General features: G+C 31.4%; 13 protein-coding genes. 10 read left to right on the forward strand and 3 right to left on the reverse strand.

Translation table 11 applies throughout. The features are described from left to right. Positions 1-588, reverse strand: coding sequence for a PASTA domain-containing protein (locus tag B8963_RS00265; protein ID WP_084059309.1), 588 nt, complete (start codon positions 586-588; stop codon positions 1-3). Positions 589-771: 183 nt separating this feature from the next. On the opposite strand from B8963_RS00265, the gene B8963_RS00270 reads away from it, so the two are divergent. From B8963_RS00270 to B8963_RS00290, 5 genes are all read left to right on the forward strand, one after another. Next, positions 772-1,752, forward strand: a complete 981-nt coding sequence (locus B8963_RS00270) for a D-alanine--D-alanine ligase (RefSeq protein ID WP_084059310.1) — start codon at positions 772-774, stop codon at positions 1,750-1,752. Positions 1,753-1,783: 31 nt separating this feature from the next. After that, entirely contained in the window at positions 1,784-2,239 is a 456-nt protein-coding gene (gene coaD / locus B8963_RS00275; RefSeq protein WP_084059311.1) for a pantetheine-phosphate adenylyltransferase, read from the forward strand. 204 nt (positions 2,240-2,443) lie between these two features. Beyond that, positions 2,444-4,288, forward strand: coding sequence for a PAS domain-containing sensor histidine kinase (locus B8963_RS00280; protein ID WP_234989590.1), 1,845 nt, complete (start codon positions 2,444-2,446; stop codon positions 4,286-4,288). Further along, a complete protein-coding gene (locus tag B8963_RS00285) occupies positions 4,281-4,688 on the forward strand; it encodes a response regulator (protein WP_084060676.1) in 408 nt (135 codons plus the stop codon). Before B8963_RS00280 ends, B8963_RS00285 begins: the two co-directional genes overlap by 8 nt. 124 nt (positions 4,689-4,812) lie before the next feature. Beyond that, the gene (locus B8963_RS00290) at positions 4,813-6,576 is read left to right on the forward strand and encodes a M14 family metallopeptidase (RefSeq protein WP_084059312.1); all 1,764 of its coding nucleotides are present in this window, start codon (positions 4,813-4,815) and stop codon (positions 6,574-6,576) included. Positions 6,577-6,579: 3 nt separating this feature from the next. Here the strand turns inward: B8963_RS00290 and B8963_RS00295 are convergent, their stop codons facing one another. Next, positions 6,580-7,167, reverse strand: coding sequence for an NUDIX hydrolase (locus B8963_RS00295; protein WP_084060677.1), 588 nt, complete (start codon positions 7,165-7,167; stop codon positions 6,580-6,582). Between the two features lie 7 nt (positions 7,168-7,174). On the opposite strand from B8963_RS00295, the gene pyrE reads away from it, so the two are divergent. Continuing rightward, positions 7,175-7,816: an orotate phosphoribosyltransferase gene (gene pyrE / locus B8963_RS00300; RefSeq protein WP_084059313.1), complete on the forward strand. Its 642-nt coding sequence runs from the start codon at positions 7,175-7,177 to the stop codon at positions 7,814-7,816. Between the two features lie 4 nt (positions 7,817-7,820). Beyond that, positions 7,821-8,213, forward strand: coding sequence for an orotate phosphoribosyltransferase (locus tag B8963_RS00305; protein WP_084059314.1), 393 nt, complete (start codon positions 7,821-7,823; stop codon positions 8,211-8,213). Here the strand turns inward: B8963_RS00305 and B8963_RS00310 are convergent. Then, on the reverse strand, positions 8,210-8,941 hold the full coding sequence (locus B8963_RS00310) for a biotin--[acetyl-CoA-carboxylase] ligase (RefSeq protein ID WP_084059315.1): 732 nt from the start codon (positions 8,939-8,941) through the stop codon (positions 8,210-8,212). The genes B8963_RS00305 and B8963_RS00310 overlap by 4 nt on opposite strands. A gap of 94 nt (positions 8,942-9,035) precedes the next feature. Between B8963_RS00310 and rsfS the strand changes: the two genes are divergently transcribed. From rsfS to B8963_RS00325, 3 genes are all read left to right on the forward strand, one after another. Then, positions 9,036-9,410 carry a ribosome silencing factor gene (gene rsfS / locus B8963_RS00315; protein WP_084059316.1) on the forward strand — a complete coding sequence of 125 codons (375 nt, stop codon included), beginning with the start codon at positions 9,036-9,038 and terminating at the stop codon, positions 9,408-9,410. An 11-nt stretch (positions 9,411-9,421) separates the two neighbouring features. Beyond that, entirely contained in the window at positions 9,422-11,401 is a 1,980-nt protein-coding gene (gene ftsH / locus B8963_RS00320) for an ATP-dependent zinc metalloprotease FtsH (RefSeq protein ID WP_084059317.1), read from the forward strand. An 82-nt stretch (positions 11,402-11,483) separates the two neighbouring features. Next, positions 11,484-12,092, forward strand: a complete 609-nt coding sequence (locus B8963_RS00325; RefSeq protein ID WP_084059318.1) for an LUD domain-containing protein — start codon at positions 11,484-11,486, stop codon at positions 12,090-12,092.

Genomic DNA, 12,092 nt, shown 5'->3' on the forward strand with positions numbered 1-12,092 from the left:
TTATTCTGAGTCCGACTTGATTTGATCGCTCTGGCTTTCATTACCATTACCACAAATTAATTCTATTTTTGATGTTTTAGGCAGTTTAAAACCTTCTTCAATGTATTTGCCTTTATACTTAATTCGATAAACCATGTCCTTGCCAAATTCATCTATATAGGTTACACGTTGCACATCTAACCCAACAGCTCTAAGTTTAGCTGTAGCATTACGAAGCGTTACTTGTATTATATTAGGCACAGATACTTTTTTATAACCAGAAGGATTTACGGTTACATAAATTTTTCTGTTTTGTTTAACCTTATTCCCCGCTGGTGGATTCTGCTCAATAACAGAGAATCTAGGATAATCTGGATTGTAATTCGCAGAATCTAATACTTCATAGCGCAAATCGGCATCTTCAATTACCTCACGCATTTGGGTAATAGATAATTTGGCCAAGTCTGGCACTTCAACAAACTCATTATGATTTGTTGAGCTTTTCAGCCATTGTAGAATACCAAAAACCAAAACAACTAAAACAACCAATGCCAATCCTAACTGTATAAAGAAAACTTTACTTTTTAGAAAGTTTAGAAAATTTCTCATATCAATGTTCTTATTCTGGCAAATATAAGAAATGACAAAGAACAAAACATTGGCTAAAGCGTAAAATGCAAATTATCTTTATTCACATATTTTTAAAATAAATCTTCTTAAGTACCGAAAAACATTTTCAATTTTCTTTACTTTGACTAGTCATACTTTTACAGTTAAATGCAATAGATAAAAATGAAAAAAAATATTGCCATAATAATGGGTGGTTACTCCAGTGAGTACAAAATTTCTTTAAAAAGCGGCAGCGTTGTCTACAAATACTGCAATAAAGAAAAATTTAATCTTTTTAGCATTCATATTTTTAAAGATAAATGGGTGCATGTGACTGAAAACAATGAAGAAATACCTGTAAATAAACATGATTTCTCAATATTAGTAGAGGGTCAAAAAATTACATTTGATTGTGTATTTAATGCTATACATGGTTCACCAGGCGAAGACGGACTAATGCAATCTTATTTTAAACTTCTGGGAATACCTCAAACCTCTTGCGACGCCTACCAATCTGCATTAACATTTAATAAAAGAGATTTATTAAGTGTTTTAAAACCATATGGCATAAAATCGGCGGCATCTTATTATTTAAATTTAGGGGATGCTATTGATGAAAACATAATTGTATCAAAAGTTGGGTTACCATGTTTTGTTAAGGCTAATAAGGCAGGAAGTAGTTTTGGAATATCAAAAGTTTACAAAAAAGAAGAATTAAAAGCCGCCATAGAAAATGCGTATAAAGAAGATGATGAAATTATCATTGAAGGTTTTCTAAATGGTACTGAAGTTTCTGTAGGGGTAATTAAATACCAAGGCGAAACCAAAGTATTGCCAATTACTGAAATTGTATCTGAAAATGACTTTTTTGATTACGAAGCCAAATATGCTGGAAAATCTCAGGAAATTACTCCTGCAAGAATTTCAAAAGTGCAAGAAAAAAATGTAAGTGAAATGGCTAAATTGGCTTATGATGTTTTAAAAATGAAAGGCTTTTCAAGAAGCGAATTTATTTTTATTGGAGATGAACCATATATGCTTGAAATGAATACAACTCCAGGTTTAACTGAAGAAAGCATATTACCACAACAAGCAAAAGCAGCCGGAATAACCTTATCTGAACTGTTTGATAACGCAATAAATGAGGCTTTAAATTCAAAATAAGTATATTTATAAATAGCTATAAACTCTTTCTATGAGACGCGCAATATTTCCAGGATCCTTTGACCCACTAACTTTAGGACATTATGATATTATACAAAGAGGAATAACTTTGTTTGATGAACTTATTATTGCGATAGGTGTAAATTCCGATAAGAAATACATGTTTACTTTAGAAGAGAGAAAACAGTTTATAAAGCAAGCGTTTAGTAACGAGCCTAAAATAAAAGTACTTACCTACGAAGGACTGACAGTAGACTTCTGTAAAAAAATTAATGCTAATTTTATTTTAAGAGGATTACGTAATCCAGGAGATTTTGAATTTGAAAAAGCCATTGCTCATACCAACCGTAAGCTTTCTGAAATTGAAACTGTGTTTTTATTAACATCGTCTGGAAAATCTTACATTAGTTCGTCTATTGTAAGAGATGTAATTAAAAATGGAGGAGACTACACTGGTTTGGTCCCTGATTCTGTACGGGTAAAATAATTACATCTTGATTTTCACAGACTTTAGAAAAATAATGCATTTCAAAGCCTATTAAGAGCTTGTATTTATTATTTTTTATTGAAGTTCCTACGATACCACAATAACAGTAATTCCCTTAATCACCACTATTTTTCAAGAATTCACAACAATACTCCCTCTATTTGGAATATACTTTATATTTTAGTAGGAAATTTATTACCCCCGTTGAAAAGCCATATAAAAAATAGTACAGATTATCTTATAAAACAACTTCCAAAAGCAACTGCTTATGTGAATTTGAATATGAATATTATTCATATCTCGGATAGCTGGGTTAATACATTTGAATTTTCAAGAAATTTAAGTGATGACTCCAATATTTTAAACGCATTTCCACTGTTGAGCAATGAATGGCAACAAGATTTAGAATATGCATTTTTAGGTTTTAAAAATATAGCCAGGAAAGATAAATATTTTGATAGAGACAACAAGCTTAATTGGCTAGAATGGATTATTCATCCTTGGTATGACGAAAAAGAAAATGTTATAGGAGCCATTATTCAAATTGAAAATATTTCGAAAACTATAGAATTAGAACAGAAAGTTGAAAAATTAGAACTTCTATTAAATGCAAAATCCGAAATCGCTAAAATAGGTAGTTGGGAATACAATGTTATTACCAACAAACTTACTTGGTGCAAAATGACGAAGTTAATTCATGAAGTGCCACTTGATTATTGTCCAAGTATTGAAATGGCCTTAAACTTTTATAAAGAAGGGTATTCCAGAAATTTAGTAAGACAAAGGGTTGAAAAAGCCATGAAAGATGGCGACACTTGGCACGAAAAGCTTCAATTAACTACCGCAAAAGGTAATGATATATGGGTTCAAGCTTCAGGTAAAGCTATTTTTGATGATGGCAAATTAGTAGGGTTAATAGGATCATTTCAAGACATAACTGAAGAAGTTAAAGTACAACAGAAAACCAAGGATAGCGAAGTACTTTTAAGAACATTAATTGATAATTTGCCTTTAAATGTGTTTATAAAAGATTTAGAATCTAGAAAAACTTTAGTAAACAAATCAGAATGCGACTACCTTGGCATGTCAAATGATGAAATAATTGGTAAGGACGATTTTGAATTATTTCATAAAGAATCTGCTGAAATTTCAAGAAAAGAAGATCTACACATAGTCCAGTCTTTAACTCCTATGATTAGAAAGGAAACTTTAAACATTAAAAAAGACGGTACCAAAACAATGTTCTTAACTTCAAAAATTCCGTTACTAAATGATTATTTAGAACCTACAGGAATTATTGGATTTAGCCTAGATATAACGCATTTAAAAGAAAAAGAAAAAGAACTTAGACGATTAGTACATATAACTTCTTTGCAAAATAAAAAACTAATAAATTTTGCTCATATAGTTTCCCATAATTTAAGATCGCATACAGCTAACTTCTCTATGCTTCTAGGGTTTTTAATTAAAGAAAAAAGTGATGAGGAAAGAGAAAACCTTCTTAATATGCTTATTTCAGAATCGGATAATTTACTTGAAACTATAGATAATCTAAACGAGGTTGTTGAAATCAATACTGTGCAGAATCAAGTAAGCAAACCAATTCATATTAACACCACCATAACTAAAATTAAAAAGAGCATTAAGTCACTCTTAAGACATAAAAAATCTAGGATCAAAAATTTAATTGATGATTCGGTTTATGTAAATGGTATTCCATCGTATGTAGATAACATTCTTCTAAATGTAATTTCAAATGCAATAAAATTTGAAGACCCAAGAAAAGAATGTGTTGTAGAAATAAGTGCGAAAAAATTAAAAAAATACACGGTCATTACCATAAAAGACAATGGTATTGGTATAGATCTTGAAAAAAATAAAACTAAAATTTTTGGAATGTACAAAATATTCCATCAACATAATGATTCACGTGGAATAGGATTATTCATTTCTAAAAATCAGATTGAGGCTATGAAAGGGAAGTTTGTTTTAAGAAGTAAAGTTGACAAAGGCACAACTTTTAATATTTATTTTAAAGAAAATGATTAACTCTATTTTTATAATTGATGATGATGCAATAACAGTGTTTGGAATTAGAAAACTGCTTGCCACTGTTGTATCTTGTACAAACATCACTAATTTTTCTAACGGAAAATTAGCTATGGAACATTTTGAAAACTTAGGTAATGATAATGAGTTGCCAGATATAATTTTTCTAGATTTAAATATGCCCATAATGGATGGATGGGAATTTTTAGAAGCATTTATTAAACTTCCTATAAAACAAAAAATAACAATAAACATTGTTACTTCATCTATAAACAGTCTGGATAGAGACAAATCCAATACGTTTAAAAACAGAACCCATCATAAGATAACGTATAACACCAAACCGTTAAATAAAGACGAAATTCAAAATATCACAAATCCAGCGAAACAACAGCACTAAAAATTGACTATTTTTGACAATTAATCTATAAATCAGTACTTTCAATTAAGAAAACTAAAATGCTGTTTTAATTTCGGCATATATTTTCCTTAATACTGTTTATTAATTGCAAACTTAAAAGTCGATGAAATTTTACTTCAGTTTATTGTGTGTTCTTCTCTTGTTTGCCTGTGAATCTCAAAAAGAAAGAGAAACATCTGATTATCATACTCCGTTTGAAACATCAAAAGGAGAAGAAACAGCCACTTATCAAGAAACTATAGATTTTTATATAAGGCTAGCTAAAGAATTTCCAGAAATTAATATTCAAACTATTGGAGAAACAGATAGTGGCTTACCGCTACATTTAGTTACCTATAATTTAGATTCTGATTTTAATTTCAAAAAAATACAAGAATCCAAAACAGTAATATTAATAAATAATGGTATCCATCCTGGCGAGAGCGATGGTATAGATGCTACCATGTTATTATTTAGGGACCTAGTTTTAAAAAAAATACCATCTCCAGAAAACACTGTTATTGCCACCATACCCGTTTATAATGTTGGTGGAGCACTAAATAGAAATAGTACTACACGAGCGAACCAGAATGGCCCTAAATCTTATGGTTTTAGAGGAAATGCACAAAATTATGATCTAAATAGAGATTTTATAAAATCTGACACTAAAAACGCTAAAACATTCGCAGATATTTATCATTTGGTAAAACCAGATATTTTTATTGATAATCATGTTAGCAACGGTGCGGACTATCAATACACACTTACACACTTATTTACCCAGCATAATAAATTGGGGCTAGATTTAGGAGCATATCTTCAGAATGACTTAATGCCAAAACTTGAGCAGAATTTAAAAGAAAACAAATGGGATATAACTCCATATGTAAATGTTTACAATACGGTTCCTGAGAAGGGCTTTACACAATTTATGGATTACCCTCGCTACTCTTCTGGTTATACTGCCTTATGGAACACAGTAGGCATGATGGTGGAAACCCACATGTTAAAACCTTACAAGTCTAGAGTTCAAGGCACTTACGAAATAATGAAGCAAATGATTGCTATTGCCGAAGTAGATGGAAAATTAATTAAGGAGTTAAGAGCAAAATCTAATATAGAAACTCAAGAATTGGTCAATTATCCTTTACAATGGGAAATTGACACCACTAAATCTACCATCATAAATTTCAAGGGCTTTGAAGCAGACACACTTATAAGTGAAGTAACTGGTTTTCCTCGTCTTAAATATGATCAATCCAGACCATTTACTAAAGAAGTAGTATATCAAAATTATTACAAACCTAGTGTCGAAGTTAAAATTCCGAATGCTTATATCGTTAAAAAGAGTAATTACAATGTTATAGATTTACTCACCATTAACCAGATTTCCTTTACGCGAATAAAGAAAGATACCATATTAGAAGTAGAATCGTATCGCATAGAAGAATACGAAACTAACAATAACAGTTACGAAGGTCATTATCCTCATTACAACACCAAGGTCTCTGTTAGTACAAAAAAAGTACAATTTAATCAAGGAGATGTATTTATACCTACAAAACAATTAGGAATTAGATATATTATGGAAACACTTGAACCCACTGCTACGGATTCATTTTTTAATTGGAATTTTTTCGATGGTATATTACAACAGAAAGAAGGTTTTTCTCCATATGTATTCGAAGATATTGCATCAGAATTACTTAAAAATAATAAACTTTTAAATGAAGCATTTCAGTTAAAGAAAAGTTCCGACGAGAGCTTTGCCAATGATTGGTACGCTCAGTTATCTTACATTTATCACCACTCGGAATATTATGAAGCAGCTCATATGCAATATCCAGTTTACCGAGTATTAAGTAATTTTGAAACTATACCTGACTAGTACTTAATCTTCAAATAATATTTTAATATTAGCATAAGAATTTTCAAGTGCTTTTGCAATTTTAACTGGCCCTTTCCAGCGAACTTTTTCTATGCCTTCGTCTAATTGGCCTACCAATTCACCTTTATACGAGGTCTTCATTGCGAACCAGTGCACTTCTTTTAACTTATAAGTACCATTGCGCTTAAAAACGTGATAAGTAGTTTTTAAAATATTCTCAATTTTTAGTCCTTGAACACCCGTTTCTTCGGCTACTTCTCGTAAAGCACATTCTTCTAAGGTTTCTCCTTTGTCTATTTTCCCTTTAGGCAAATCCCATTTATTATTTCTGTAAATAAACAAAACCTTACCTTCTCTATTAGTTACTACACCACCAGCAGCAACTACCAAAGGAATTTTTTTTGTGAATTTATTCAGAATCTCCTCATTATTAGGATGATATATATAAGCTATACTAACCTTATTTTTAGCCAGTAAATCTATTGCAGCCCTGATAGATTTTTGGTTTAGTAAGAAATATTTATTACTAGCGATATCAGAGAGTTTATTTGTTAAAATCAACTGAGACTCATTAACAAAAACTTTATACATTTGCAATATGGTTTTAAGTAAAGACACCGCCAAAAAAACGGCAGAGCTTTTGTTGCAAATTAATGCAATTAAGTTGAATCCTGAAAATCCTTTTTCATGGGCTTCAGGTTGGAAATCTCCAATTTATTGTGATAATAGAATAATACTATCTTATCCTCCAATACGAAATTTTGTTCGTGAAGAGATTGCTAAGCAAGTAGAGAAGCTTTATGGCAAGCCAGATGTTATAGCTGGGGTTGCCACTGGGGCCATAGGTATTGGTATGCTTGTTGCAGATTATCTTGGTCTACCATTTATTTATGTGCGACCAGAAGCAAAATCTCATGGAAGACAAAACCAAATAGAGGGAGCTTTAGAAGCAAACCAAACTGTAGTTGTGATTGAAGATTTAATCAGCACTGGAAAAAGTAGCCTAAATGCGGTAAATGCACTACAAGACGCCGGAGCCAAGATAAAAGGTATGGTAGCAATTTTCACCTATGGTTTTGACGTAGCCAATGAAAATTTTAAACAACACAATCTTGAGCTACATACATTAAGTGATTATGAACATTTAATTGAGCAGGCATCTGAAACCAACTATATTAAAGAAGAACAATTTAAAACATTATTAGAATGGAAGAAAAATCCATCTAAATGGCAACAATAGAATTATGCATATAGAAACTCCAAAAAAAACAATAAATAAAAGCAGTCAAGAAGTTTATAATTTTTTGATTGACGTTAAAAACTTTGAGCACTTAATGCCCGACAACATTAGCAAATTTGAGGTGATTAGTGAAGAACGCTTTCTTTTTGCATTAAAAGGTATGCCTGAGATTGTTTTACAACGTAAAGAAATGACCCCAAACAGCAAGGTTGTTTTAGGCGCAGCAAGTGATAAATTACCTTTTACATTAACTGCCAATATTATTGAGTTAGGAGCAAACGAAAGCGAAGTAGTTTTAAGTTTTGAAGGAGAGTTTAATGCCATGATGGCAATGATGATAAAAACTCCTATCACTAATTTTATGGGAACACTTTCAGAGAATTTGAATAAAGTTTAATACAACAGCTTTATTTCTTTTAAATCAAATTCCTGAAAAATTTCATCCTCTTTTTCTACTAAAAGTTTACCGTTGTCATTTACATTTCTAATGATACCGGTAAACATTTGGTCAGCATCATTTTTAAAAGTAGAAACCTTATCTTTTTTAAATAATACTTTTAAATATAATTGTTTTAATTCTAGTTCTTTTCCGGTTAGAATGGTTTCGAACAACTGTTCCAGATTTTTCATGAAGTTTAACAGCACTTCATCCAAATTGTAATGAATACCTGTAAGCAATTTTAAAGAGGATACATTTACCAAATTATTAAATTCAATTTGGTTAATATTTAATCCAATTCCGATTACTGAAGCTTGTATTTTTGTTCCAGATAAAATGTTTTCGATTAAAATACCGCATATTTTATTATTCCCTGACAAAATGTCGTTAGGCCACTTTATTTTTAAGTCAGGTATTTGCATGTCATTTAACGTAGTATAGACCGCTAATGAAGTGGCTATATTTAATAAAAATTGATGCTTAACTTCAAACGTCTTAAACAATTTTAAAACGCTAAAGGTTAGGTTTTTACCAGATTCAGAATCCCAAATTGTTCCCATCTGGCCTCTGCCTTTTGTTTGCGTATTTGCAACAACAACAGTATAATCCCTAGCTTGTAAACTTGACATCAAATTTTTCAAGTACAAATTAGTAGAGTCTATGGCATCAAGTTTGATTATTTGCATATGTTAACTATTGTATAAAACTTCAATCTTATTGCTGAAAACAATAGCTAAGAAAACAAAAAAATAATAACTTTGCAGAAATTAAAATTTTTGAATGCAGAAAAAGCAAACTAGCGTAGATGAACTCATCAGTTTTATTCTAGAAGGAATAGAGGAAGTAAAAGGTAACAATGTAAATTTACTTGACCTAAGAGAAATTGAAAATACGGTTTGCGACTATTTCATAATCTGTAACGGTACTTCAAACACGCATGTAAATGCAATCGTAGGTTCTATCCAAAAAACTGTTAGCAAAAACATTAAAGACAAACCTTGGCATGTAGAAGGTTCGGAAAACTCTGAATGGATTTTAATGGACTATGTTAATGTAGTTGTTCATGTTTTTCAAAAACATGTTAGAGAATTTTATGACATTGAGGGGCTTTGGGGAGACGCAAAGGTTACGGTGATTGAAAATAGTTTTAAATAAGAAAAAGAAAAATGGCAAAAGAAAATAATACAAGTCCAAAAAAACCAAGATTTAGTTCTTGGTGGATTTACGGTATCATAGCAGTTTTATTAATTGGATTTCAGTTTTTTAATAGTTCCGCGTTATCAAGCACAAAAAAAACAACTACTTCTGAATTACAGGAGTATTTAAGAAATGGTGATGTTGCTAAAATTTTAATTGTAACAAATACAAGACAAGCAAAAGTGTTTTTAACACCTGAAGCTTTAGCAAAAGATGTCCATAAAGAAGTTGCAGAAAAGCCATTTGGCATTGCTGGAGCAGAAACTCCACAATATGTTTTAGATTATGGAGATCCACAGAACTTTGAAAACGATATTAAAAAAGCCAAAGTTGAATACAGCTTAGATACTGTAATAGATTATACTACGGAGTCCAACGTTTTTGGCGAAATTTTATTAAGTATTCTTCCATTTATTCTAATCATTGGTATTTGGATATACCTTATGCGCAGAATGTCTGGCGGCGGAGGCGGAGGCGCTGGTGGCCAAATATTTAATATTGGAAAATCTAAAGCAAAATTATTCGACGAAAAAACTGATACAAGAACATCATTTAAAGATGTTGCTGGATTAGAAGGTGCTAAAGAAGAAGTTGAAGAAATTGTTGAGTTTTTACGTAACCCAGACAAGTATACTTCTTTAGGAGGAAAAATTCCTAAAGGTGCCCTTTTGGTAGGACCTCCAGGTACTGGTAAAACATTATTAGCTAAGGCAGTTGCAGGTGAAGCAAAAGTTCCTTTCTTTTCATTATCAGGGTCAGATTTCGTTGAAATGTTTGTAGGTGTAGGTGCTTCTAGAGTACGTGACTTGTTTAAACAAGCAAAAGATAAATCGCCTGCAATTATTTTTATTGATGAAATAGATGCTATTGGTAGAGCCAGAGGTAAAAATAATTTTACTGGGTCTAATGATGAACGTGAAAATACTTTAAATCAGCTTTTAACAGAGATGGATGGTTTTGGTACCAATACCAATGTTATTGTATTGGCTGCAACAAACAGAGCAGATGTTTTAGATAAAGCACTAATGAGAGCTGGACGTTTTGACAGACAGATTTATGTTGATTTACCAGATATTAGAGAAAGAAAAGAAATTTTTGAAGTACATCTAAGACCAATAAAAACGGCAGAAACTTTAGATTTAGATTTTCTTGCAAAACAAACGCCTGGTTTCTCCGGTGCAGATATTGCTAACGTTTGTAATGAAGCAGCACTTATTGCTGCACGTAAAGAAAAGAAGGCAGTTACTAAACAAGATTTCCTTGATGCGGTTGATCGTATTGTGGGTGGTTTAGAAAAGAAAAACAAAATTATTACTCCAGGAGAAAAAGAAACCATTGCTTATCATGAAGCTGGTCATGCAACAGTAAGTTGGATGCTTGAGCACGCAGCTCCTCTAGTAAAAGTAACCATTGTTCCAAGAGGTCAATCACTTGGAGCAGCATGGTATTTACCTGAAGAAAGATTAATTGTACGACCAGATCAAATGAAAGATGAAATGTGTGCAACTTTAGGTGGTAGAGCTGCTGAAAAAGTTATCTTCAATAAAATCTCTACTGGAGCATTAAGCGATTTAGAAAAAGTTACCAAGCAAGCAAGAGCAATGGTAACCATATATGGTTTAAATGATAAGATTGGTAATTTAACCTATTACGATTCTTCAGGACAAGATTCTTACGGTTTTTCAAAACCTTACAGTGAAGAAACAGCACAAACCATTGATAGAGAAATATCTATTCTAATAGAAGAACAATATCAACGAGCAATTGAGCTATTAGAAAACAATAAGGACAAGCTAACTACTCTTGCTCAAAGATTATTAGAAAAAGAAGTTATTTTTAAAGACGATTTAGAGAAAATTTTTGGAAAAAGACCTTTTGACAAAGATATAGCTGAGGAAGCTGCTAAAGCAGAAGAGACCAAAAACGAAATAGAATCAAATCAAGAATAAAACAATTTATAAGCAGTAGTTTTTATATGAAAACTTCTGCTTATTTTTATACTATTAAATAGTTTTGAAGTCATAGAAAAGAATGGGTCTATTTGAGAAATTCTTTGGTGGAGGTAAAAAGAAAGTTTCTAGAGAAGCATCAGAAACTAGAGGTGTACATATGCCTGATTTAGACATTCCTGTTGATGAAAAATTCACTATTTACTTTAAAAAAAATGGGGGTAAATTCATCTATTGCGATGGATTTTCTGATGTAAGGGAAGCCTTAAAAAATATTGTTGAAGAAAATAGCTGGCAGAATATTCCGTTTTTTTCGATGGATAAAAGGCTAGAAGATAAGTTTTCTAAAGAAGCAATTACCTTTACAGACAAGCCCAACAAAAGCGCTATTTTCTTTACTACTTGCGAACATTTGGTTGCACAAAATGGCTCCATACTTATTTGCTCTAATCAACTTAGAGACAGTAAATTACATGATTTACCTGAAAATTTTATCGTTTTTGCAACAACAAGTCAATTAGTAAATTCTATTGGGGAAGGCTTAAAAAAAATTAAGAAAAAACACCAAAACAGCATTCCTACCAACATTACTACAATAAAGCATTTTCAGGCAGTAGAAGATAAAAACGACTTTCTAACCTACGGCAGTAGTTCTAAAAATTTATATCTTATACTCCTGGAAGACTTATAG

Origin of the sequence: Cellulophaga tyrosinoxydans, assembly GCF_900176415.1 — a bacterium.
Lineage (GTDB): Bacteria > Bacteroidota > Bacteroidia > Flavobacteriales > Flavobacteriaceae > Cellulophaga > Cellulophaga tyrosinoxydans.

What these genes read in the sequence shown, in the direction of transcription:
- B8963_RS00290 (WP_084059312.1), top strand. Translation starts at nt 4,813, where the DNA reads ATGAAATTTTACTTCAGTTTATTGTGTGTTCTTCTCTTGTTTGCCTGT.
- B8963_RS00295 (WP_084060677.1), bottom strand. Translation starts at nt 7,167, where the DNA reads ATGTATAAAGTTTTTGTTAATGAGTCTCAGTTGATTTTAACAAATAAA.
- rsfS (WP_084059316.1), top strand. Translation starts at nt 9,036, where the DNA reads ATGCAGAAAAAGCAAACTAGCGTAGATGAACTCATCAGTTTTATTCTA.
- pyrE (WP_084059313.1), top strand. Translation starts at nt 7,175, where the DNA reads ATGGTTTTAAGTAAAGACACCGCCAAAAAAACGGCAGAGCTTTTGTTG.
- B8963_RS00265 (WP_084059309.1), bottom strand. Translation starts at nt 588, where the DNA reads ATGAGAAATTTTCTAAACTTTCTAAAAAGTAAAGTTTTCTTTATACAG.
- coaD (WP_084059311.1), top strand. Translation starts at nt 1,784, where the DNA reads ATGAGACGCGCAATATTTCCAGGATCCTTTGACCCACTAACTTTAGGA.
- B8963_RS00325 (WP_084059318.1), top strand. Translation starts at nt 11,484, where the DNA reads ATGGGTCTATTTGAGAAATTCTTTGGTGGAGGTAAAAAGAAAGTTTCT.
- B8963_RS00285 (WP_084060676.1), top strand. Translation starts at nt 4,281, where the DNA reads ATGATTAACTCTATTTTTATAATTGATGATGATGCAATAACAGTGTTT.
- B8963_RS00270 (WP_084059310.1), top strand. Translation starts at nt 772, where the DNA reads ATGAAAAAAAATATTGCCATAATAATGGGTGGTTACTCCAGTGAGTAC.
- B8963_RS00305 (WP_084059314.1), top strand. Translation starts at nt 7,821, where the DNA reads ATGCATATAGAAACTCCAAAAAAAACAATAAATAAAAGCAGTCAAGAA.
- B8963_RS00310 (WP_084059315.1), bottom strand. Translation starts at nt 8,941, where the DNA reads ATGCAAATAATCAAACTTGATGCCATAGACTCTACTAATTTGTACTTG.
- ftsH (WP_084059317.1), top strand. Translation starts at nt 9,422, where the DNA reads ATGGCAAAAGAAAATAATACAAGTCCAAAAAAACCAAGATTTAGTTCT.